20 protein-coding genes are annotated in these 21,907 nt (G+C 72.5%); 17 read left to right on the top strand and 3 right to left on the bottom strand.

What is annotated here, in order from left to right; genetic code table 11:
* Nucleotides 1-47 precede the first annotated feature (47 nt).
* Nucleotides 48-2,498 (bottom strand): RICIN domain-containing protein, encoded by a 2,451-nt coding sequence (locus D7M15_RS03250; protein ID WP_121516096.1) that lies wholly within the window; start codon nucleotides 2,496-2,498, stop codon nucleotides 48-50.
* Between the two features lie 171 nt (nucleotides 2,499-2,669).
* Nucleotides 2,670-5,216 carry a PA14 domain-containing protein gene (locus D7M15_RS03245; protein WP_240649108.1) on the bottom strand — a complete coding sequence of 849 codons (2,547 nt, stop codon included), beginning with the start codon at nucleotides 5,214-5,216 and terminating at the stop codon, nucleotides 2,670-2,672.
* 215 nt (nucleotides 5,217-5,431) lie between these two features.
* Here D7M15_RS03245 and D7M15_RS03240 point away from each other — a divergent pair, with 215 nt between their 5' ends.
* The 5 genes from D7M15_RS03240 to D7M15_RS03220 all read left to right on the top strand — a co-directional run bounded on the left by D7M15_RS03240 (nucleotide 5,432) and on the right by D7M15_RS03220 (nucleotide 11,393).
* Nucleotides 5,432-6,502 carry a LacI family DNA-binding transcriptional regulator gene (locus tag D7M15_RS03240; RefSeq protein ID WP_121520141.1) on the top strand — a complete coding sequence of 357 codons (1,071 nt, stop codon included), beginning with the start codon at nucleotides 5,432-5,434 and terminating at the stop codon, nucleotides 6,500-6,502.
* A 110-nt stretch (nucleotides 6,503-6,612) separates the two neighbouring features.
* Nucleotides 6,613-7,707: an ABC transporter substrate-binding protein gene (locus D7M15_RS03235; RefSeq protein WP_121516094.1), complete on the top strand. Its 1,095-nt coding sequence runs from the start codon at nucleotides 6,613-6,615 to the stop codon at nucleotides 7,705-7,707.
* Between the two features lie 14 nt (nucleotides 7,708-7,721).
* The gene (locus D7M15_RS03230; protein ID WP_121520140.1) at nucleotides 7,722-9,353 is read left to right on the top strand and encodes a sugar ABC transporter ATP-binding protein; all 1,632 of its coding nucleotides are present in this window, start codon (nucleotides 7,722-7,724) and stop codon (nucleotides 9,351-9,353) included.
* On the top strand, nucleotides 9,346-10,311 hold the full coding sequence (locus D7M15_RS03225) for an ABC transporter permease (protein WP_121516093.1): 966 nt from the start codon (nucleotides 9,346-9,348) through the stop codon (nucleotides 10,309-10,311). Before D7M15_RS03230 ends, D7M15_RS03225 begins: the two co-directional genes overlap by 8 nt.
* A 140-nt stretch (nucleotides 10,312-10,451) precedes the next feature.
* Nucleotides 10,452-11,393 (top strand): ABC transporter permease, encoded by a 942-nt coding sequence (locus D7M15_RS03220; protein ID WP_240649565.1) that lies wholly within the window; start codon nucleotides 10,452-10,454, stop codon nucleotides 11,391-11,393.
* Nucleotides 11,394-11,445: 52 nt separating this feature from the next.
* Here D7M15_RS03220 and D7M15_RS03215 read toward each other — a convergent pair whose 3' ends face one another.
* A complete protein-coding gene (locus D7M15_RS03215) occupies nucleotides 11,446-12,081 on the bottom strand; it encodes a TetR/AcrR family transcriptional regulator (protein WP_121516091.1) in 636 nt (211 codons plus the stop codon).
* Between the two features lie 150 nt (nucleotides 12,082-12,231).
* Here D7M15_RS03215 and D7M15_RS03210 point away from each other — a divergent pair, with 150 nt between their 5' ends.
* The 12 genes from D7M15_RS03210 (at nucleotide 12,232) to D7M15_RS03155 (ending at nucleotide 21,837) form a co-directional block, all read left to right on the top strand.
* On the top strand, nucleotides 12,232-12,990 hold the full coding sequence (locus tag D7M15_RS03210) for an SDR family oxidoreductase (RefSeq protein WP_121516090.1): 759 nt from the start codon (nucleotides 12,232-12,234) through the stop codon (nucleotides 12,988-12,990).
* Nucleotides 12,991-13,197: 207 nt separating this feature from the next.
* Nucleotides 13,198-13,497: a gas vesicle protein gene (locus tag D7M15_RS03205; protein WP_121516089.1), complete on the top strand. Its 300-nt coding sequence runs from the start codon at nucleotides 13,198-13,200 to the stop codon at nucleotides 13,495-13,497.
* A gap of 181 nt (nucleotides 13,498-13,678) precedes the next feature.
* Nucleotides 13,679-14,146, top strand: a complete 468-nt coding sequence (locus D7M15_RS03200; protein ID WP_121516088.1) for a gas vesicle structural protein GvpA — start codon at nucleotides 13,679-13,681, stop codon at nucleotides 14,144-14,146.
* Nucleotides 14,147-14,149: 3 nt separating this feature from the next.
* A complete protein-coding gene (locus D7M15_RS03195; protein WP_121516087.1) occupies nucleotides 14,150-14,863 on the top strand; it encodes a GvpL/GvpF family gas vesicle protein in 714 nt (237 codons plus the stop codon).
* 15 nt (nucleotides 14,864-14,878) lie between these two features.
* Nucleotides 14,879-15,136, top strand: a complete 258-nt coding sequence (locus tag D7M15_RS03190) for a gas vesicle protein GvpG (protein ID WP_121516086.1) — start codon at nucleotides 14,879-14,881, stop codon at nucleotides 15,134-15,136.
* Nucleotides 15,137-15,184: 48 nt separating this feature from the next.
* Nucleotides 15,185-15,823: a hypothetical protein gene (locus D7M15_RS03185; protein ID WP_121520139.1), complete on the top strand. Its 639-nt coding sequence runs from the start codon at nucleotides 15,185-15,187 to the stop codon at nucleotides 15,821-15,823.
* On the top strand, nucleotides 15,820-16,992 hold the full coding sequence (locus D7M15_RS03180; RefSeq protein WP_240649107.1) for an SRPBCC family protein: 1,173 nt from the start codon (nucleotides 15,820-15,822) through the stop codon (nucleotides 16,990-16,992). Before D7M15_RS03185 ends, D7M15_RS03180 begins: the two co-directional genes overlap by 4 nt.
* A 93-nt stretch (nucleotides 16,993-17,085) precedes the next feature.
* Nucleotides 17,086-17,478 carry a gas vesicle protein gene (locus D7M15_RS03175; RefSeq protein WP_121516084.1) on the top strand — a complete coding sequence of 131 codons (393 nt, stop codon included), beginning with the start codon at nucleotides 17,086-17,088 and terminating at the stop codon, nucleotides 17,476-17,478.
* A complete protein-coding gene (locus D7M15_RS03170) occupies nucleotides 17,475-18,416 on the top strand; it encodes a GvpL/GvpF family gas vesicle protein (RefSeq protein WP_121516083.1) in 942 nt (313 codons plus the stop codon). Before D7M15_RS03175 ends, D7M15_RS03170 begins: the two co-directional genes overlap by 4 nt.
* Entirely contained in the window at nucleotides 18,406-18,654 is a 249-nt protein-coding gene (locus D7M15_RS03165; RefSeq protein WP_346428779.1) for a gas vesicle protein, read from the top strand. The genes D7M15_RS03170 and D7M15_RS03165 overlap by 11 nt, the downstream gene beginning before the upstream one ends.
* 107 nt (nucleotides 18,655-18,761) lie before the next feature.
* Nucleotides 18,762-19,160 (top strand): gas vesicle protein K, encoded by a 399-nt coding sequence (locus D7M15_RS03160; protein ID WP_121520137.1) that lies wholly within the window; start codon nucleotides 18,762-18,764, stop codon nucleotides 19,158-19,160.
* Nucleotides 19,161-19,353: 193 nt separating this feature from the next.
* The gene (locus tag D7M15_RS03155) at nucleotides 19,354-21,837 is read left to right on the top strand and encodes a phosphoketolase family protein (RefSeq protein ID WP_121516082.1); all 2,484 of its coding nucleotides are present in this window, start codon (nucleotides 19,354-19,356) and stop codon (nucleotides 21,835-21,837) included.
* Nucleotides 21,838-21,907 lie beyond the last annotated feature (70 nt).

The raw sequence follows: 21,907 nt of genomic DNA, 5'->3' as shown, positions 1-21,907 counted from the left end.
CCGGTCCGCCGCCCGCCGCCGGGGCGTCCGCCCGGCCGGTCACCCGGTCAGTCGCCCTCCGGGGCGTCCGTCAGCCGCCACAGGTGGTCGGCCGTGCCGGAGTCGTCGTACTGCACGACCTGCGCGCTGTTCGCCGTCGACATCCCGTCCACGCCCAGCACCTTCCCGCTGTGCCGGTTGCGCAGCCGGAACCAGCCGTCGCCGTCGTCCACCCGCTCCCACAGGTGGTCGGCGGTGCCGTTGTCGGCGTACTGCACGACGTGCGCGCCGTTCTCCGTCGACATGCCGTCGACGCCGAGGACCTTGCCGCTGTAGCCGTTGCGCACCACGAACCAGCCGTCGCCGCGCTCGGCCAGCTGCCACGCGTGGTCGCCCGTACCGGTGTTGTCGAACTGCACGACGCGCGCGCTGTCGTCCAGCGACATGCCGTCGACGGCGAGCACCTTCCCGCTGTGCCGGTTCAGCAGCCGCCGGTACGGTGCCTCCGGCGTCCACGGCCTCCCGTCCGCCGACGCCCTGGGGAAGGCGGTGATCCGCAGCCGCGCCGCGCCCATCGGGACGAGCGTCACCTCCTCGGGCTCGCCCGTCACCCGCGCCGGGCCGTCCTGGAGCGGCGCCACGACGTGCTCGTCGTCCGCGACCCACTCCGGCAGCCGGTGCGCCGGGGCGGTGACGGTGACCGGCGTCCCCTCGTGCGTGAACGGATTCGCCTTCAGCGGCCCGGAGTCGGCGTGGAAGGTGAGGCCGTCGCCGGTCAGCGCGTAGTTCCACGGTGTGGTGGCGTGCACCGCGTACTCGGGGAAGTCGCCGCCGCCCGCGTACTTCTCGTAGCGCTCACCGATCCGCAGCGAGTACGTGAGCGGCCCGTGGTCCACGCTGAGCGCGCCGTGGTTGCCCGACCAGGTGCGGACGGTGGTGCGCTGCGGCAGCCGCAGCACGACCGTGTCGCCGTCCCGCCACGTGCGGTCGACCTTCGCGAACGCGGGCCCCTCGGGTGCGGCCACCCGCTCCCCGGCGACGGTGAGTTCGGGCCCGGAGCACCAGCCGGGAATCCGCAGGTGCAGCGGGAAGGCCACGTCGGAGGGGGCGCGTACGGTCAGGGTGACGGTCTCCCGGAACGGGTAGTCGGTGTCCGCCGTGACGGTCACCGCGACGCCGTCCCCGACCTCCGTACGGACCTCGCTGGGCGCGTACATCGCGGCGGCGAGCCCGCCGTCGGGGGTGCCGAGCCACAGCTCCTCGGTGAAGTACGGCCAGCCCATGCCGTAGTTGTGCGGGCAGCAGCGGTACTGGTCGACGCCGGGCTGGAAGGACTGCATCGCGAACGCGTTCTGGAACTGCCCCCGTGTCTTGCGGACGTCGTCGAGGTCCACGGAGTTGGCGCTCGTGACGTAGTGCGTGCCGTGGCCCCACGGGTCGGTCGCGGCGGGCAGCATGTTGAACGCCAGGTCCTCGCAGCGGTCGGCCCACAGCGGGTCGCCGGTCAGCCGCGTCAGCAGCTCGTGGCTGGCCATGAACTCCACGATGCCGCACGTCTCGAAGCCCTGCCGGGGGTCGCCGAAGCCCGGCCGCGAGTTCTCGTCCCCGGCGATGCCGCCGCCGGGGAACTGGCCGTAGTCCCGCAGCACGGCGGCGTAGTTGTCGTACGTGGCGCGGGTCAGGGCCTCGTCGCCGGACCGCAGGGCGTACTGCGCGGGTTCGCGGAAACCCTGCGCGATGTTCACGTTGTGCGTGTCCGGCGGGCCGTCCGACCAGTCCGCCCAGTCGAGGCCGTGGGTGTGCATCTTGTCGGCCAGCTCCAGCAGGAACTCCTCGCCGGTGCGCTCGTACATCCAGAACGCGATGTCCAGCCCGTCGCCCCAACGCCGCGACACCCAGCTGGAGTCGAAGGCGCTCGGGCCCTGCGCGTTCATGTAGCGCAGGAAGTCCAGCACCAGCGGCCGGACGCGTTCGTCGCCGGAGTGCTCCTCGTGGCTGCGCAGCGCCTGGAGCAGCGGCAGGTACGGCCAGAAGTCGGGGCCGTCGTTCAGCGCCGTACGCAGCCGGGTCGGCCCGAAGAACCCGTCCGGCTGCACGGTCCCCACGATGGCGTCGACCCAGCGGCGGGCGGCGGCGGTCGCGGCCTCGTCACCGGTGAGGACGCCGAGGCTGACGTAGCCGCGCAGCCAGTACGTGACCTCCTCCCAGCCGGCCTTCTCGGGGTGCACCCAGCCGGAGTCCTCGAACTTCAGGAAGTGGGAGACGTCCGCGTAGCGGCCGAACAGGCCGTCCAGCAGCTGCCGCAGCTGCCCGGTGAGCCAGCCGCGCGGCCGTACGCTGCCCAGCGGCAGCTTGCGGTACGCGGCGGGCGCCAGGCCCTCGGCGGGTGCGGCGGTCCCGGGGCGCGCGGCGCGCGCGGGCGCGGCGGCGGCCGTACCGGGGGCCAGCGGGGGCAGGAGGGCGGCGGCGCCGAAGGCCAGCGCGCCGTGGTGCAGGAACCGCCGTCGGTCGACGGGCATGGTGACGCTCCCTGGACGTGGGGATGCGGGACAGGGGAGGTGCCGGAGGGATCGGTGGTGCGTGAGCGACCGAAGGTGCCCGGTCCGGTGCGGGAGAGCCCGGAGAAATGGCGCCGGGCCCGCCGCCCCCCGGAAGAGGCGGCGGACCCGGCGGGCCGACCCGTCGGCGGGTCAGGCGGTGTCGCAGGTGAGCGTTCCCTCGGCGACGCCCTTCAGCAGGGCGTCGTGCGCGGCCTTCACCCGGTCGGTGTCGGCCTTGTTGACCCGGCGGTCGTAGGTGAGCAGGCCGTTCAACTCGCCCTCCAGATCGGTGATCTGGGTGTAGACGGCGCCGTTGCTGCCCTCGCAGGCGGCCAGCTGCTCGACCTCCTTGAGCTTCACCAGGTACTCGTCGGTGTACTCGTCGCGGTCGACCCCGACGTACGTGTGCCGCACCGGCCACGAGTGCCCCGGGACGGCGAGGCCCAGCCCGCCGTACTCGCCGCTGACCAGGGCCCGCTCGCCGTCCGGCTCGGGCAGCAGCGCGCTCGGGTAGCCGTGCGCGTCCGCGATGTCGCCGTTGCCGCCGTCGACGGCGCCGCAGCAGTTCAGCCCGGACATGTTGTTGACCAGCCGGGTGGCGTCCAGCTCCTTGGCGTAGTCGGCGATGCGCGCCTGGTCGTACTGGCCCCAGCCCTCGTTGAACGTCACCCACATGGCGATCGAGGGGTGGCTGTCGTGCTGCTCGACCATCTCCTTCAGCTCGTGCTCGAACTGCTCCTTCTGCGCGCCGTTCTCCGGCGACCGGTCCATGGACGGCATGTCCTGCCACACCAGCAGACCCAGCTTGTCGGCGTGGTGGAACCAGCGGTCGGACTCGACCTTGATGTGCTTGCGCACGGAATTGAAGCCGAAGTCCTTGTGCGCCTTGAGGTCGTACTCCAGCGCCTCGTCGGTCGGCGGCGTGTGCAGGCCCTCGGGCCAGAAGCCCTGGTCGAGGGTGGCCATCGAGAAGACCGGCTTCCCGTTGAGCACCGTGCGCTGCTTGCCGTCGATCGTCTCCACGCCCACGGTGCGCATGCCGAAGTAGCTGCCCACCGCGTCGTCCCCGACGGTCACGTCCAGGTCGTAGAGGTGCGGGTCGTCGGGCGACCACAGGTGCGGGTCGGGCACCGGCACGTACAGCTCGTCGCCGGTGTTCCCGGAGGCCCGGCCGACCTCGCGGTCGCCGTCGTACGCGACGGCCGTCACCGGCACGCCGTCCTTCACGCCGCGTACCTCCACGGCGACGCGCTCGCCCGCCACGTCCGGGGTCGTCTTCACGTCCTCGGCGCGGTCGGCGGCGACCGGCTCCATCCACACCGTCTGCCAGATGCCGGACGACGGGGTGTACCAGATGCCGCTCGGGTCGAGGCGCTGCTTGCCGACGGGCGGGTTCTCGGCGCCCTCGGCGTCGGTCGGGTCGTAGACGCCGACGATCAGCTCCTGCTCTCCGGTGCCCTCCAGCGCGTCGGTCACGTCGACGCTGAACCGGTCGTAGCCGCCCTTGTGGGTGGTGACCCGCTGCCCGTTGACGTACACCTCGGACTGCCAGTCGACGGCGTCGAAGTTCAGCTGGAGGCGCTTGCCGGAGCCGACGTCCCAGCCCTCGGGGACGCTGAACGACCGCTTGTACCACATGCGGTCCTCGTGGCGTTCGACGCCGGACAGCTGGGACTCGACCGGGTACGGGACGGTGATCCGCTCGTCCAGGTCCCTGCCGACCGGCGGCTCCTCGCCCTCCTCGGCACCGGCGAACTGCCACTCGCCGTTGAGGTTCCGCCAGTCGGGGCGGGTCAGCTGCGGACGCGGGTACTCGGGCAGCGGGTTCGCCTTGTCGACGTCCTCGGCCCAGGGGGTCGTCAGCTGGTACTCGGAGTCGTTCGTGCCGCTCGTCCAGAACGCGTCCACGGCCGAGCCGTCGGCACCCGTCAGACCGCCCTCGCCGTCGTACTTCAGGTCGGCGGTGCCGCCCTGCCCCACCACGGGCTCGTCCAGCGGCACGACCAGCCGCCGCGCGTTCGCCGGGTCGAGCTTCGCCTCGCCGCGCGGCCAGGGCGAGCCGCCGATGACGCTGTCCAGGTGCTCCCCGAACGAGGCCGGGGGAGCGGCCAGTTCCTGCGCGAAGTCCATCGTGAGGGTGCGGCCGCTCTTGTCGACGGACGCGGCGGTCGGGCCGTCGTAGTCGAAGTCGGCGGGCACCGTGAACGCGGACTGCGGGACCGGCTCCTTCTCGCCGCCGGGCGGGGTCCAGTGCAGGTGGAGGTTGGAGCCGCCCTCGTGCTCGAAGTACTCCAGCTTGAAGTCGTACGTCCTGCCCGCCTCCAGCGCGACCGGCTGGGAGGTCTGCTCCTTCTCCCAGTCGTCGACCCAGTGGTCGACGGCGAGTTCGCCGTCGATCCAGAGGCGGAAGCCGTTGTCACCGATGAGGGAGAAGACGTGGTCCCCGGTGGTCTCCGGGGTCAGCCCGCCGGTCCAGCGGACGCTCGCGTGGTCGGCCTGGCCGGTGCGTTCCTGGAGGCGCGACTCCAGGCTCTGGAAGTCGACCGAGGGGTCGAAGGCGGTCGCCTTGAGTTCGTGGAAGTCGAAGGCGCCGGGGGCGGAGTGGGTGTAGTACTCACCCTTGAGGCCGTTCGCCGCGGCGGCCTCGTCCCGGTCCGCGCCCTGGCTCTGCCCGGGGACGACGGCGATCAGGGCCATGGCGGCGAGGAGGCTGGGAATCCAGCGGCGTCTGTGCCGTCTGGGGCGTGGGGTTGGCGGGTGCACGGTACCTCCGTTTGCGGAGAGAACGGGTCGTTGCTGCCCTGCCGCTTGTCCGCGTCGTCTTGTATAACGTTGGAAACAAGCGCAGTTGGCATCACAGCACGCCACCTCCGCTATGTCCAGGCACATGACAAACGGCGGCGGAGGAAGTGTTGAAGGTCAGCCTCAAGGACGTGGCCGAACGTGCCGGCGTCTCCATAAAGACCGTGTCGAACGTCGTCAACGACTATCCGCACGTCACGCCCGCCATGCGGGCCCGCGTCCAGACCGCCATCGACGAGCTGGGCTACCGCCCCAACCTGACCGCCCGCCACCTGCGCAAAGGCCGTACGGGCATCATCGCGCTGGCCCTCCCCGAGCTGGGCAACCCGTACTTCGCGGAGCTGGCCGGAGCCGTCATCGACGCCGCCGCGCAGCACGACTACACCGTCCTGCTCGACCACACCCGCGGCAAGCGCGAACAGGAGGTCCTCGTCAGCCAGGGCTTCCGGGCCCGCGTGATCGACGGCCTGATCCTCAGCCCGCTGGAGCTGGAGACCGAGGACCTGCGCTCCCGTACGGACGACCCGCCGCTGGTCCTCCTCGGCGAGCGCCGCTACGACCTGCCGTACGACCACATCGCGATCGACAACATCGCCGCGGCCCGTACCGCCGTACGCCACCTGCTCGACCTCGGGCGGCGGCGGATCGCGTTCCTCGGCTCCCGGCAGGACCGCAGCCACGAACCGGCGCACCTGCGACTGCTGGGCTGGCGCGCGGAGTTGGCGGACTACGGGGTGACGGCGGACGAGGACCTCGTGGTGTTCGCGGAGGGGTGGGGACGCGAGGACGGCGCCGCCGCGATGGCGCGGCTGCTTGACGAGGGGAAGCGGCCGGACGCGGTCTTCGCGTACAACGATCTGATCGCGATCGGCGCGATGCGGGTCATGTCGGAACGCGGGCTGCGGGTCCCGGAGGACGTCGCCGTCGTCGGCTTCGACGACCTCACGGAGAGCCGGTTCGGCGCCGTCAGCCTCAGCACCATCGCGCCCGACAAGCAGGCCATCGCGCGGCTCGCGGTGGAGTCCGTGGTGGCCAGGCTGGGTGGGGGCGACGCGGCGGAGAACGGCGCCGGGCGCACACCGCGCCATCTCCAGCCGGGCTTCGAGCTGGTGGCCCGGGAGAGCACGCTGGGCCCGGCGGCGCTCCCCGACGCCGCCCGGCACCGGGCCGTCCGCCCGTGATGCCGAACTCCCGTGCCGTCGAGACTGTTTACAGGTTCCTTCCAACGATATAAAACAGCTCCCAACACGCTCCGCCCGTAGGCGTGCCCGCCCGTCCTGATGGGGGACCCATGAAGCCGCAGGCCCGTAACGCCAGCATCAGAACGCTCCTCGCCGTCGGCCTGGCCACGAGCCTCGCCCTGACCGCGGGATGCGCCAAGTCCGAGGACGACGCCTCCGAGGACAAGGGCTCCGACTCCGCCCAGAAGAGCGAGCAGAACGGTCAGGAGGTCGCCGAGGGCGGCAGCACCGAGACGTGCACCGCCGAGAAGTACGGCGCGGAGAAGCTCGACCTCAAGGGCGCCACCGTCGGCTTCTCCCAGTCGGAGAAGGAGGCCAACCCGTTCCGCATCGCGGAGACGGCCTCCATCAAGGCGGAGGCGAAGAAGCGCGGCGTGAAACTCCTGGCGGCGAACGCCCAGTCGAAGTTCTCCAAGCAGATCAGCGACGTGCAGGACCTCATCGCCAAGGGCGCCGACCTGCTGGTCATCGCACCGCTGAACTCGGACGGCTGGGAGCCGGTCCTGAAGTCGGCCGCCGCGAAGAAGATCCCGATCGTCACCATCGACCGCAAGATCAACGCGACCCCCTGCAAGGACTACGTCAGCTTCATCGCGTCGGACTTCACCGAGCAGGGCAAGCGCGCCGCCGACCAGATGATCGAGGCGACCGGAGGCAAGGGCGAGATCGCCATCCTCCTCGGCACCCCCGGCAACAACGTCACCACCGAGCGCACCAAGGGCTTCACCGACCAGCTCAAGGCGAAGGCGCCGGAGCTGAAGGTCGTCTTCAAGCAGACCGGCGAGTTCGCGCGCGGCAAGGGCCAGTCCGTCACCGAGCAGCTGATCCAGTCCGAGCCGGGCATCAAGGGCATCTACGCGGAGAACGACGAGATGGGCCTCGGCGCCGTCACCGCCCTCAAGGGCGCGGGCAAGAGCGCGGGCGACGTCAAGATCGTCACCGTGGACGGCACCAAGAGCGCCGTACAGGGCGTCGTCGACAAGTGGATCCACGGCGTCGTCGAGTCCAACCCGCGCTTCGGACCGCTCGCCTTCCAGACCCTGGACACCTTCACCAAGGGCGAGGAGGTGCGCCAGGAGCTGATCATCAAGGACGGCGCGTACACCGGGGCCAACGCCGAGGCCGACCTCGGCAAGGCCTACTGAGCACGGTGGCCGCGGTGACCCAGGCTGCCGAAGTCCTCGCGGTGCGCGGGCTGACCCGGCGCTTCCCCGGCGTACTCGCCCTGGACGACGTGTCGTTCACGGCGCGCGCCGGGGAGGTGCACGCCCTCGTCGGGGAGAACGGCGCGGGCAAGTCGACGCTCATCAAGGTCCTCACGGGCGTGCACCGGCCCGACGAGGGCGAGCTGCGCTACCGCGGCGAGCGGGCGTCCTTCGCGACGCCGCTCGCCGCGCAGCACGCCGGGATCTCGACCATCTACCAGGAGGTCAACCTCATCCCCCTGATGAGCGTGGCCCGCAACCTCTTCCTGGGACGCGAGCCCCGCAACCGCCTCGGCCTGATCGACTTCACGCGCATGCACCGCGAGGCCGAGGCCGCGCTGCGGGACTACGGCGTACGCGTGGACGTACGGCGGCCCCTGCGCACCCTGGGCGTCGGCGCGCAGCAGATGGTCGCGCTCGCCCGCGCGGTCTCGGTCGACGCCCGCGTCGTCATCATGGACGAGCCCACCTCGTCCCTCGAACCCCGCGAGGTCGAGACGCTGTTCGGCGTCATCCGGCGGCTGCGGGACGAGGGCATCGCGGTGGTGTACGTGAGCCACCGGCTCGACGAGCTGTACGCCGTGTGCGACACGGTCACCGTCCTGCGCGACGGCCGTTCCGTGCATACGGGGCCGCTGGCGGAGACGGGCCGGGTGGAGCTGGTGTCGCTGATGCTCGGCCGTTCCCTCGGGGAGGTCCGCCGGGAGGGCGTCACGCAGTTCAGCGGCGACCACGAGGCCGGGCGCGAGCCGGTGCTGACCGCCACGGGCCTGACCCGGCGGCACGAACTGCACGGCGTCTCGCTGGAGATCCACCCCGGCGAGGTGCTCGGCCTCGGCGGTCTCCTCGGCTCCGGCCGTACGGAGACGGCGAAGGCGATCGCGGGCGCGCTGCCCGTCGACTCCGGCCGGGTCACCGTGGCGGGGCTGCCGCTGAAGTCCGGTTCCACGCCGTCCGCGATCCGCGCGGGGATCAGCCTGCTGCCGGAGGACCGCAAGTCCGAGGGCATCGTGCCGGGCCTGTCCGTACGGGAGAACATCGCGCTGGCGTGCCTGCCGCGGCTGTCCCGGCTGGGCCTGGTGTCGGAGTCGCGGATCGACGAGGTCGTGGACACGTACATGAAGCGGCTGCGCATCAAGGCGTCCAGCCCGCAGCAGAAGGTCGGGGAACTCTCCGGCGGCAACCAGCAGAAGGTGCTGCTCGCCCGCTGGCTCGCCATGCACCCCAAGGTGCTGCTGCTGGACGAGCCGACGCGCGGCATCGATGTCGGCGCCAAGGCCGAGGTGCAGAAGCTCATCGACGAACTGGCCGACGACGGCCTGGGCGTGCTCCTCGTCTGCTCCGACATCGAGGAGCTGATCGAGGGCTCCGACCGGGTGGTGGTGCTCCGTGAGGGTTCCGTCGTGGGTGAGCTGGCGGGCAACGACGTCTCCGAGGACGCGCTGATGCGGGCGCTGGCGGCGGCGGCGGACGACGTGGCCGCCGACGGTGCCGTGGAACAGACCGCCGACGACCGGGCGCCCGACGACCGGGACGAGGACGACCGGGACCACGAGGACGACGGGGAGGTGACCACGCGTGGCTGACGTCGCGCTGGGCAAGGCGCTCCCCGCCGACCGCTCCGCACTCCTGCGCTGGCTGCGGGACTACGGGGTGTACGGCGGCGTCGTCGCCCTCCTGCTCTTCAACATCGCCTTCACCGACCACTTCGTCTCCAGCGAGAACTTCCGTACGCAGGCCATCCAGGTCGCCCCCATCCTCATCGTCGCCCTCGGCATGGCCCTGGCCATCGGCTCCGAGGGCGTCGACCTGTCGGTGGGCTCCGTCATGGCGCTGTCCACGTCGCTGCTGTCCCTCTACCTCGGCTACGGGATCTGGGTCGCGCTGCTCGTCGTCATCGTCGGCGGCGCCGCGGTCGGCCTGGTCAACGGTTCGCTGATCGCGTTCATCGGCGTCCAACCCATCGTCGCCACCCTGGCGTTGATGGTCGGCGCGCGCGGTCTCGCGCTGGTCCTGCTGCCGCAGCTGAAGGACGTGCGCGACCCGGGCATGGCCACGTTGGGCTCCGGCGACCTCGCGGGCGTCCCGTACGTGGTCTACATCGCCGCCGGACTCGCTCTCGCCGTCGGCTTCACCGTGCGCCGTACGACCTTCGGGCGGCAGCTGCTCGCCATCGGCGACAGCCGCCCGGCGGCGCAGCTGGCGGGCCTGCCCGTACGGCGCGTGCTGATCACCGTCTACGTGCTGTCCGGCGTCCTCGCCGCCATCGCCGGGTTCCTCGCCACCGCGCGGCTGTCGGCCAGCGACCCGACCGCGCTCGGCGACCTGATGGAGCTGTCGGCCATCACGGCCGTCGTCGTCGGCGGCACGCCGCTCACCGGTGGCCGGGTCCGCATCGGCGGCACGGTCGCCGGCGCCGTACTGATCCAGCTGCTGACGGCCACCCTCATCAAGCACGACCTGCCGCCGTCCTGGACCCAGATCGCCCAGGCCGTGGTGATCGTCCTGGCGGTCTACGTGGCGCGGGAAAGGGGCAAGCGGTGACCTTCACACGGCAGGACGCGGGCGGTACGGGCGGGCCGGGGCCCACGAAGGACGCCGGGGGCGCGGGCGGTTCCGTACGGAAGACCGCCGCGTCCGGCACCCCCGGGCCGGAGCAGCCGTACGGCAACCGCAACGACCGGGTGAGCGCGCTCCTCCAGCAGCACGGCGCGCTCGTGGCGCTGGTGGTGCTGACGGCGATCGCGTCGGTGTCGTTCGACTCGTTCGCCACCAGCGGCAACTTCGAGAACATGGCGGTCTCGTCCGCGTTCCTCGCGATCGTCGCGCTCGGCATGACCTTCGTCATCATCACCGGCGGCATCGACCTGTCGGTCGGCTCCGTGTTCGTCCTCGGCGGTGTGCTCGCCGCGTGGGGATCGCAGTACGGGACGCTCGTGGCGCTGCTGCTGCCGCTCACCGTCTGCGGCCTGATCGGCCTCGTCAACGGGCTGTTGATCGCGAAGGCCGGTCTGGCACCGTTCATCGTGACCCTCGCCAGCATGCTCGGCGCGCGCGGCATCATGCTGAACGTCACGGACGAGGGCGCTGAGACGTACCTCGTCGACAAGGGCGCCTTCTTCGCCGAGCTGGGACAGGGGAAGCTCCTCGGGATCGGGGCGCCGGTCTGGATCACGGTGGCGCTGTTCGTGCTGGGCGCCGTCGTGCTGCGGCGCACCCGCTTCGGGCAGCACGTGTACGCGGTCGGCGGCAACGAGGACGCGGCCGCGCTGATGGGCGCGCCGGTGGCCCGTACGAAGATCACCGTGTACGTGGTGAACGGCCTGCTCGCGGGCCTCGCGGGCACCCTCAACGCGGCGTGGCTCGCGTCCGGCGTCACCATCCTCGGCTTCGGGATGGAGCTGGACGCCATCGCGGCGGTCGTGATCGGCGGCACCCTGCTGTCCGGCGGACTCGGCTTCGTCAGCGGCTCGTTGGTGGGCGTACTGCTGCTGAAGGTGATCCAGAACGTCATCAACCAGATCGGCTCGCTCGACTCGGCCTACCAGCAGGTGGTCAGCGGCGCGTTCCTGGTCGTGGTGATCGTCGCCCAGACCTGGCTGGGCAAACGCCGCCAGGTGCTCTGACCCGGACCGCCGCCGTACGCGTGGTGGTCATGGCCGGTGAGGCACCCGGGGGTCAGGGCGGCGGGGCGGGGGCGTACCGGGCGAGCATGGTCCGGACGGCCTCGTCGACGGCGCGGTCGACGTCGGAGGGCGCCGGGGCCCAGTCGGTCAGCAGCATGCGGGGCCACAGCACGTAGTTGGCGATCATGCCGAGGAACTGGTTCGCGGCGCTCTCGGCGTCGGGTACGTGGGCGTGGCCCGCCTCGTGCTCGGACTCCAGGTAGTGCTGGACGGAGGCGAAGTAGGGCAGCTTCCCGAGCTGGAACTGCATCCGCCCGAGTTCGGGGAAGCGGGGCAGTTCGGCGATGACGATCCGGAACAGGCCCGCCATGCGCGGCTGGCCGATCAGGTCGGCGTAGCGCCGACCGATGGTGGTCAGTCCGGAGTGCGGGTCTCCCGCCGGCGGCCGCTCGGCGGTGTCGTCGGCGTCGCGCTGCCAGGACTCGGTGACGATGGCCTCGAAGAGGGCCGCCTTGGTCGGGAACTGCTTGAACAGGGTGGACTTCGAGACCTCGGCCGCTTCGGCGATCCGCGCGAGGGAGGTGCCGTCGTAGCCGCGCTCCAGGAACAGTTCCGTGGCCGCTGAGGTGATCGCCTCGCGCTTCTGCCGGGCGAGCCTGCGGTGGTGCGCGGTGAGTTCTGCTGCCATGCGGAGAGTATGCCGCAGCCCCGAGGCGAGTCACTTGACTCGCCTCGAAGGGTCCGCCTACGGTGCGCCGGTAAGGCGAGTCGAGTGACTCGACTCCGAGAGATGGCAGCCGGGCGCGTCCCGGCTGCCCCCGCACGCTGGAGGAAGACCATGACGAGCGACACGACCGCCCTGGTGACCGGTGCGAACCGCGGCCTCGGCCGCAGCGCCGCCCGCGCCCTGGCCGCACGCGGGACCCGGGTCGTCGTCACCCACCGCGGCGACGCGGCCGGGGCGGCGGAGACCGCGGCGCGGATACGGGCGGCGGGCGGGACCGCCGCCGTCCTCCGGCTCGACCTCGGCGACGTCCCCTCCTTCGCGTCCTTCACCTCCGAACTGGGCGCGCAGCTGGAACGCTGGGGCACCGCACGGCTCGACGTCCTGGTCAACAACGCGGGAGTGGGCGTCTTCGGGCCGCTGGAGACCGTCACCACGGACGACTTCGACACGGTGATGGGCACCAACGTCCGGGGCACGTTCTTCCTCATCCAGGCGCTCGTACCGCTGTTGGCCCAAGGCGGCCACGTCATCAACGTCTCGACGTCGCTGACCCGCCACACCAGCCCCGCCACCTCGGTCTACTCTGCGTCGAAGGCCGCCGTGGAGGCGCTGGGCCGCACCCTCGCCGCGGAGCTGGGGCCGCGCGGCATCCGGGTCAACTCCGTCGCCCCCGGGCCGACCGCCACCGACTTCAACGGAGGCGCGATGCGGGACGACGCCGCGACGCGCCGGGCCCTGGCCGGGCAGACCGCGCTCGGCCGCGTCGGCGAACCCGAGGAGATCGGCGACGCCATCGCCACGCTGGCCTCCGAGGGCCTGCGTTGGGCCACCGCCCAGCGCGTCGAGGTCTCCGGCGGCGCCCTCCTGTAGGTTGCCGCGCCCCTGCGCCGCGACCCTGAACTCGCCGTCCCCGTATGGCACTTGGCCCCGGCGCCGCCGCGCGTGGCCCTCCGTGTGAACCCGTCGGTGTGGCCGTGTGTGCGATCGGTGCGCGTGGGTACTCGGCGCGCGTCGCCTTCCAGGGGGGAGGCGTGAACCACGACGAGATGTACGTGGTCGAGCCGAACGGAGGCACGTATGGGCACGAGTGACGGTGACGGCACGGCGGAACGGGCGTCGGCGCCCGAAGCCATGCGGTCCGCCGCCCGGCAGCTCGCCGAACTCATCGGCTCCGCGCCCGACTCGGTGTCCTCACTGCAACCGGCCGACGACGGCTGGACCGCGCACGTCGAGGTCGTGGAGATCGAGCGCATCCCGGAGACCACGAGCGTGATGGCGAGCTACCGCGTCGACCTCGACCCCTCCGGCCAACTGCTCGGCTACGAGCGCGTACGCCGCTACTCCCGGGGCCAGACCGACCGGGAGTCACGCCGCTGACCGTACGCGGTCCGCCGCGACACCCCGAACCCTCGGGCTTGGACGCACAGGCCCGGCCATACCGACAGACAGGCCGCACACGCGGCGGGCGGGACACGTACCCGCCGCGTGGCGCTCCGCCCTGCGCGCGTACGGGCCCGCAGCCGGGCCGCGTACCGCGCCACCGAAAGGAAGTCCGTCCATGACAGTGATGCAGCAGTCCAACTCCGGCGGCGGCAGGGGAGGTTCGGGCAGCCTCTACGACGTTCTCGAACTCATCCTGGACCGGGGGCTGGTGATCGACGTGTTCGCCCGGGTCTCCCTGGTCGGCATAGAGATCCTCAAGGTCGACGTACGCATCGTGGTCGCCAGCGTCGACACGTACCTGCGCTTCGCCGAGGCCTGCAACCGGCTCGACCTCGAAGCGGGCGACAAGGCGCCCAGCGGGCTCACCGACCTCGTCGGGGACGCGACCGAGAGCGGCGCCAAGGGCAAGTCGAAGGGCGCGCTGACCGGCGCGGTCGAGGCGTTCAGCGAGTCGTTCCAGAAGGGTTCCGACCGGGACGCCGAGCCGGAGGAGGAGCGGCGGACCAAGTCCTCGTCGTCGTCCTCGTCCCGTTCGAGCGGCACGCGCCGCACCACCCGCCGCAAGGAAGAGGAGGAGAGCTGACCCATGGGTGTCTACGTGTACGCGGTCACGGCCGCAGACCACCCCGCACGTCTCGACGGACTGCCGGGTGTCGGCGATCCCGCCGGGGAGCTGCGCACGCTGTCCGGCGGGTCCCTGACCGCGGTGGTCAGCGAGGCGCCCGACGAACTCCGCGCCAAGCGCCGGGACCTGGCCGCCCACCACGCCGTACTGGAACGGCTGATGCAGGACGGCGCCGTCCTGCCGATGCGCTTCGGCCTCGTCGCCGAGGACGAGCCGTCCGTCGTGGCGGCCCTGGAGCAGAACGCCGAGGGTTACACCGAGCGGCTCCAGCAGGTGGCGGGCTGCGTCGAGTACAACCTGAAGGTCTCCCGCGACGAGGACGGGCTGCTGCGGCAGATCGTCCGCGAGTCCGACGACGTGCGGCGGCTCAACGAGCGCACCCGTCAGGACCCGGGCGCGCACGACGACCGCGTCGCCCTCGGGGAGCTGGTCTCCCAGGAGGTCGAGCGGCACAAGGAGACCGACGCGGCCGCGGTCGTCGAGCGGGTCGTACCGCTCGCGGTCCAGCACAGCGGGAACGCGCCGACGGAGAAGGACTTCCTCAACGCGTCCTTCCTGGTGGAACGCGCGCGGGCCGAGGACTTCGCGGAGGCCGTACGCGCCGAGGCCGAGCGCCGCGGCGAGGAGTACGACCTGCGGCTGCACGGGCCGCTGCCGCCGTACAGCTTCGTCTGAGCGGGGACGGCGGTCATGGGACTCCTCACCCAGCTGCTCACGCTCCCGGCCGCACCCGTACGGGGCGTCGCGTGGGTGCTCGACCAGGTGGTCGCGACAGCTGAGGACGAGTACTACGACCCCGCGCCCGTCCAGCGGGAGCTGCGGGAACTGGAGCAGGCGCTCGTCGACGGCGAGATCGACGAGGAGGAGTTCGACCGCAGGGAGGACGAACTCCTCGACCGCCTCGAATGGCTCGAAGAGAACAGACCCCGGCCGCTGCCGCCCCACTGAGACCCGCGACGGGTCGGGCGACGGGTGGCCGTGAAGGAGAAGAAGCACATGATGACCAACGGCAAGATAGGCGTGGCGCTCGTGGGCGGGTACGTCCTCGGCCGCACGAAGAAGGCGAAACTGGCCATCGCGCTGGGCATGGCGCTGGCGGGCAAGAAGCTCAGCGTCGATCCGCAGCAGCTGGTCCGGATGGCGGCCAACTCGCCTGCGTTCAGCGCCCTGAGCAAGCAGGTGCGCGAGGAACTGCTGGACTCGACGCGTACGGCGGCCACCTCGGCGCTGACCAGCCGCGCGAACCGGTTGGCGGACTCGCTCCAGAACCGGTCCGCCGGTCTGGAGGACGACGACCGCGACGGTGACGACGCCCGGGACGGCGACGCGGAGGCGTCGTCCGACGAGCGCGACACGGATCGTGACCGCGACGGCGACTCCGGCGGCGAGCGCAAGGGCTCCGCCCGCGAGACCGACTCCGGCAGCGGCTCCGGCTCCGGTTCCGGTGGAGGGGAGCGCCGTACGAAGGCCGCGTCCGCGCAGCCGCGCAAGGCCGCCTCCGGCGCGCGCAAGAAGGCCGCCTCCGGCGGCGGGGCCGCCAAGTCCGGTGCCCGTACGGCCGGTTCGGGTGCCCGTACCGCCAAGTCCGGCGCCGCGAAGACGGCTTCCTCCGGCAACCGAGGGGGTCGCAAGTGAGTGGCGCGCTGGGAAAGATGAAGGACGACGTGGCGCAGAGCCCGGCCACCGACCGGCTCAAGGACGAACTGACCCGCTACCTCCAGCTGCGTGCCCAACACGCCGTGAGCGGTCTCGGCGAGAAGTTGGGCGAACAGGTCGGCAAGCTCCAAAAGTCGGCCGACGGCGGCGGTCTCGCGGGCGGCCTCGCCAAGGGCGGCGAGGCGCTGAGCGAGGGCAAGTCCCCGGCGCAGGCGGCCATGAAGGCGGGCGCGTCGCAGGCCAAGGACGCCCTCAAGGACAAGGTCAAGGGCCTCTTCGGGGGCGGCGGCAAGGGCAAGGGCGGCGGCGGCAAGTCGAAGAGCGTCACGATCGTCGAGGACATCGACGTCGGCGTGCCGGTCCGCGAGGCGTACGACCAGTGGACGCAGTTCCAGGAGTTCAGCACCTTCGCCAAGGGCGTCGTCAGCGTCGAGAAGGCCGACGACACCACGAGCAACTGGAAGGTCAAGGTCGCCAAGTCCACCCGGAGCTGGAAGGCGAACGTCACCGAGCAGGTGCCGGACCAGCGGATCACCTGGACCACCGAGGGCGCCAAGGGCACCGTCAAGGGCGTCGTGACCTTCCACCCGCTGGGCGACTCGCTGACCCGGGTGCTGCTGGTCCTGGAGTACTTCCCCAAGGGCCTGTTCGAGAAGACGGGCAACATCTGGCGCGCCCAGGGCCGCCGCGCGCGGCTCGACCTCAAGCTCTACCGCAAGTTCATCATGACGCGCGGCGAGGCCACCGACGGCTGGCGCGGTGAGATCCGGGACGGCGAGGTCGTCGTGGAGCACGAGGACGCCGTGGCGGAGGAGGAAGAGGAGCAGGCCCGTACGGACGACGCCGAGTCCGACGAGGACGCCCGGGACGAGGACGAGGCCCGGGACGAGGACGACGTACGCGACGAGGACGACGTACGGGACGAGGACGACGGCTTCGACGACGAGGAGGAGCCCGAGCCCGACGACGGTGCGCGCGCCGAGGACGAGGCGGACGACGAGCTCGAGGAGGACGAGGCCGAGTACGCGGACGACGACGGGGAACCGGAAGGCGAAGCGTACGAGGACGAGGAGCGCGAGCCGGACGACGAGCCCGAGGACGAGCTCGACGACGAGCGCGCGGACGAACCGGCGCCGGCCGGCCGCTGACGCGGTGTCCGCGACCGCGCGCCGAGAGGAGGCTGAGCAGACGTGACCGAACCTGTTCCACGACGTACCGGTGGCCCGTCCCCGGCCAGGGGCATGGCCCCGTACGGCCAGGGCGGCGGGTCCTCGGCGAACCTCGCCGACATCCTGGAGAGGGTGCTCGACAAGGGCGTGGTCATCGCCGGTGACATCCAGATCAACCTGCTCGACATCGAGCTGCTGACCATCAAGCTGCGGCTGCTCGTGGCCTCCGTCGACAAGGCGAAGGAGATGGGCATCGACTGGTGGGAGCACGACCCGTCGCTCTCCTCCCGTGCCCCGCGCCGACCGGAACGTGGGGTCGGCGCGGGGGACGGCGGGCACAGCCCGTCGCTCGCGGAGGAGAACGAGCGGCTGCGCGCGGAGATCGAGGAGCTGCGCGCGGCCCGGCAGCCCGAGATCGAGCGGGAAGCGGCGGAGCCGCACGCGGAAGGAGGTGACGGGCGGTGAACGCGTACGACGACGCGTACGACGCCCACGACGACGCGTACGCCGCGCCGGACACGGGTCGGCTGAGCTACGCGTACGCCGTCGGCCGCGCCACCCCCGAGCTGGAGATCGCGCTGGGCCCCGCGACCGGCATGGACGGCGCGCCGCTGCGCACGGTCGCCGCGCACGGCCTGGCCGCCGTGGTGTGCGACGTGCCGGAGGCGGCGTACGGCGAACGCGCGCTCCGCGCCCGGCTGGAGGACCTGGGCGAGCTGGAGGAACTGGCCCGCGCCCACCACTCCGTGGTGGAGTCCCTCGCCCGGGGCGCGACGGTGCTGCCGCTGCGGCTGGCGACCGTGTACCTGGACGACGTTCGGGTGGCCGCCATGCTCCGCGACGCCGGGCCCGAACTGGCCGCGCTGCTGGGGCGGTTGGAGGGCCGGGTGGAGTGGGGCGTCAAGGTGTACGCTGACCCGTCGGCCGCCGCGTCCCCCTCCGCCGGCACCACGCGCCCGGACACTCCGGACGCGCCCGCTCCGGAGGCGCCCGCCGAGAGCCCGGGACGCGCGTACCTGCGGCAGCGCCGGGCGCAGCGTACGGCGCGCGACGAGGCGCACCGTACGGCGCAGGAGGCCGTACGGCGTGCCCTGGCCGCCGCCGCGGAGTACGCCGAGGACCGGGTGACGCACCGGCCGCAGCAGGGCGAACTCGCCACCGGCAGCGGGCAGAACCTCGCGAACGAGGCGTTCCTCGTCGCACGCGACCGCTCCGAGGAGTTCCGCGCGGCGGTCGAGGAGGCGGACCGGGGCCTGCCGGGGGTGCGGATCGAGGTGACGGGGCCGTGGGCGCCGTACTCCTTCGCCACGCCCGTACGCGACCCGGCGCCCGTACGGGAGGACGCCGTACGGGAGCCCGCGGACGCCGCGGGTGGGCGGGAGGAGGACAGCCGTGCCCGGTGACGGAACGCCCTGGGACCACGTGCCGCGCGCGGACGACGTGCTCCTGCGGGGCTTCGAGGACGAACCGGCCCTCGCCGGGCGGTCGGTGGCCCTGATCGACCTGCTGGACCGGCTGCTGAACGGCGGCGCGGTGCTGGCCGGGGACGTGGTCCTGTCGGTGGCCGACGTCGACCTCGTGCACATCGACCTGCGGGCCGTGGTCCGCTCGGTCACGGCGGACACCCCGGTGGTCTGGTGACCGCGCGCGGGGAGCCGGGACCGGGCGGGCCGGAACCGGCGGCTCCCGGGAGGGGGCGGAAGGAGGCGGCAGCCGTGCGACCCGCGACACCCGTGGCCGCGACACCCGTGGCCGCCGCGCCGCCCGCGTCCGCGCCGGACGGCGGCGCCCGTATCGACGAGGTGGCGCGGGCCGCCGCGCGCGCCTTCGACCTGCTGCCGGAGGCCCCGGGCGAGCACGGCGGCAGCGGGCTCGCGCAGCGCGTCCGCACCGACCCGGACACGGTGGAGCGGGACCTGATGAAGCTCGTCCTGACCCTCGTCGAACTGCTGCGGCAGCTGATGGAACGCACCGCCCTGCACCGTGTGGACGAGGGCGACCTGAGCGAGGAGCAGGAGGAGCGGATCGGGCTGACGCTGATGACGCTCCAGGAGCGGATGGCGGAGCTGTGCGACGAGCACGGCCTCCGCCTGGAGGACCTGAATCTGGACCTCGGACCGCTCGGCACCCTCCTGCCCCCGCCCTGACCGGCGGCCCCGCGCCGTCCCGCCCCGCGCCCGCAGCCCCGGCGCCCGTACGCGTACGGGCGCGAATGGCGGGCGTCCGCGCCCCGGGGGACGCTGGGAAGGGCGGCGGGGCGGCGCCCCCGTACGGGTCGCGTACGCCGTACGCACCACGGGCGCCCCCACGGGAACGCGCCCACCGAGGAGAGAGGTCCCCATGCGTGACACGCCCGCCACTCCCGAGCCCGACACCACCCCCGAGGCCGCCGCGCCCGCCGCCCCCGCCCCGCTCGGCGACGGCGAGCTGGCCGCGCTCGACGCGCACTGGCGGGCGGCCAACTACCTCTCCGTCGGCCAGATCTACCTCCTCGCCAACCCCCTCCTGACCGAGCCCCTGCGCCCCGAGCACATCAAGCCGCGCCTGCTCGGTCACTGGGGCACCTCGCCCGGCCTGAACGTCGTGCACACCCATCTCAACAGGGTGATCAAGGCGCGTGACCTGGACACCGTCTGCGTCTGGGGCCCCGGCCACGGCGGCCCCGCCGTCCTCGCCAACTCCTGGCTCGACGGCAGCTACGGCGAGACGTACCCGGACGTGGGCCGCGACGAGGCGGGCATGGCGCGGCTGTTCCGGCAGTTCTCGTTCCCCGGCGGCGTGCCCAGCCACGTCGCGCCCGAGACGCCGGGCTCGATCCACGAGGGCGGCGAGCTGGGCTACTCGCTGTCGCACGCCTACGGCGCCGCCTTCGACAACCCCGACCTGCTGGCCGTCTGCGTCATCGGCGACGGCGAGGCCGAGACGGGCCCGCTGGCCGGGTCGTGGCACGCGAACAAGTTCCTCGACCCCGTCCACGACGGCGCCGTCCTCCCCGTACTGCACCTCAACGGCTACAAGATCGCCAACCCCACCGTCCTCGCCCGCCTCCCCGACGACGAGCTGGACGCGTACCTGCGCGGCTGCGGCCACGAGCCCCTCACCGTCGCGGGCGACGACCCGGCGGCGGTGCACCGCGCGCTCGCCGCCGCCCTCGACGTGGCGCTCGACCGGATCGAGGCGATCCACCGCGCGGCCCGTACGAGGGACCGCGCGGCGGACGGCCCCCACCGCCCCCGCTGGCCGATGATCGTGCTGCGCACCCCGAAGGGCTGGACCGGCCCCCGCGAGGTCGACGGCCAGCCCGTCGAGAACACCTGGCGCGCGCACCAGGTGCCGCTGCCCGGCGTCCGCGAGAACCCGGACCACCTGCGGCAGTTGGCCGAGTGGATGCGTTCGTACCGCCCCGACGAACTGTTCGGCCCGGACGGCGCGCCCCGCCCCCAGGTCCTCGCGCAGGTGCCGCGCGGCCCCCGCCGCCTCGGCGCCAACCCGCACGCCAACGGCGGCCTGCTGCTGCGGGAGCTGCCGCTGCCGCCGCTGGAGCCGTACGCCGCCGAGGTGGACCCCGTACGGCCCGGCGCCACCTCGCACGAGCCGACCCGCGCACTCGGCGCGCTGCTGGCCCGACTGATGGCCGACACCGCCGAACGCCGCGACTTCCGCGTCGTCGGCCCGGACGAGACCGAGTCCAACCGGCTCGACGCCGTCTACGAGGCGAGCGGCAAGGCGTGGCAGGACCGGCTGCTGGACACCGACGAGCACCTCGACCGGCACGGCCGCGTCATGGAGACGCTGTCCGAACACACCTGCCAGGGCTGGCTGGAGGGCTACCTGCTCACCGGCAGGCACGGCCTCTTCTCCTGCTACGAGGCGTTCGCCCACATCGTCGACTCCATGGTCAACCAGCACGTCAAGTGGTTGCGCGTGACCCGCGAACTGCCCTGGCGCCGCCCAGTCGCCTCCCTCAACTACCTGCTCACGTCCCACGTCTGGCGCCAGGACCACAACGGCTTCTCGCACCAGGACCCCGGTTTCGTCGACCACGTGCTGAACAAGGCCCCCGAGGTCGTACGGGTCTACCTGCCGCCGGACGCCAACTCCCTGCTGTGCGTGGCCGACCGGGTGCTGCGCAGCCGCGACCGGGTCAACGTCGTCGTCGCCGGCAAGCAGCCCTGCTTCGACTGGCTCACCCTGGAACAGGCCCGCGCGCACTGCGCGCGCGGCGCGGGCATCTGGGAGTGGGCGGGCACCGAGGACGGCACCGGCGAACCCGACGTGGTACTCGCCGCCGCGGGCGACGTGCCCACGCGGGAGGTGCTGGCGGCGGTGACGCTGCTGCGGGAGCACCTTCCGGAGCTGTCCGTACGGGTCGTGAACGTCGTCGACCTCTCCCGGCTCCAGCCTCGCGAGGAGCACCCGGACGGCATGCCGGACGCCGAGTACGACGCGCTGTTCACCGCGGACCGCCCGGTGATCTTCGCCTACCACGGCTACCCGTGGCTGATCCACCGCCTCGCCTACCGCCGTACCGGCCACGCGAAGCTGCACGTGCGCGGCTACAAGGAGTACGGCACCACCACCACGCCGTTCGACATGCTGGTGCGCAACGACCTCGACCGCTACCGGCTCGTCATGGACGTCGTCGACCGGGTGCCGGGGCTCGCCGTACGGGCGGGCGCCGTACGGCAGCGCATGGAGGACGTACGGCTGCGGCACCACGACTGGGTCCGCGCCCACGGCGACGACCTGCCGGAGGTCACCGACTGGCGCTGGACGCCGCCGGGCGGCGACGGCGCGGACACGGCGTCGGACGGCGCGGCGTGACGCGTACCGGCGGGCGCCCCGCACCGGGCGCCCGGGGTGCGCGCGGCGCCCGCCGGGCGCAGCCTGGAGG

It is taken from the genome of Streptomyces sp. Z26 (assembly GCF_003665095.1).
Taxonomy (GTDB): domain Bacteria; phylum Actinomycetota; class Actinomycetes; order Streptomycetales; family Streptomycetaceae; genus Streptomyces; species Streptomyces phytohabitans.
The sequence above is the reverse complement of the archived record's forward strand: the minus strand, read 5'-3'. Positions and strand labels throughout refer to the sequence as shown.

Excerpts from the sequence above, each read along its gene's own strand:
- D7M15_RS03250 (WP_121516096.1), bottom strand. The coding sequence starts at position 2,498 with ATGCCCGTCGACCGACGGCGGTTCCTGCACCACGGCGCGCTGGCCTTC.
- D7M15_RS03245 (WP_240649108.1), bottom strand. The coding sequence starts at position 5,216 with ATGGCCCTGATCGCCGTCGTCCCCGGGCAGAGCCAGGGCGCGGACCGG.
- D7M15_RS03235 (WP_121516094.1), top strand. The coding sequence starts at position 6,613 with ATGAAGCCGCAGGCCCGTAACGCCAGCATCAGAACGCTCCTCGCCGTC.
- D7M15_RS03215 (WP_121516091.1), bottom strand. The coding sequence starts at position 12,081 with ATGGCAGCAGAACTCACCGCGCACCACCGCAGGCTCGCCCGGCAGAAG.
- D7M15_RS03210 (WP_121516090.1), top strand. The coding sequence starts at position 12,232 with ATGACGAGCGACACGACCGCCCTGGTGACCGGTGCGAACCGCGGCCTC.
- D7M15_RS03205 (WP_121516089.1), top strand. The coding sequence starts at position 13,198 with ATGGGCACGAGTGACGGTGACGGCACGGCGGAACGGGCGTCGGCGCCC.
- D7M15_RS03200 (WP_121516088.1), top strand. The coding sequence starts at position 13,679 with ATGACAGTGATGCAGCAGTCCAACTCCGGCGGCGGCAGGGGAGGTTCG.
- D7M15_RS03195 (WP_121516087.1), top strand. The coding sequence starts at position 14,150 with ATGGGTGTCTACGTGTACGCGGTCACGGCCGCAGACCACCCCGCACGT.
- D7M15_RS03190 (WP_121516086.1), top strand. The coding sequence starts at position 14,879 with ATGGGACTCCTCACCCAGCTGCTCACGCTCCCGGCCGCACCCGTACGG.
- D7M15_RS03185 (WP_121520139.1), top strand. The coding sequence starts at position 15,185 with ATGATGACCAACGGCAAGATAGGCGTGGCGCTCGTGGGCGGGTACGTC.
- D7M15_RS03175 (WP_121516084.1), top strand. The coding sequence starts at position 17,086 with ATGGCCCCGTACGGCCAGGGCGGCGGGTCCTCGGCGAACCTCGCCGAC.
- D7M15_RS03155 (WP_121516082.1), top strand. The coding sequence starts at position 19,354 with ATGCGTGACACGCCCGCCACTCCCGAGCCCGACACCACCCCCGAGGCC.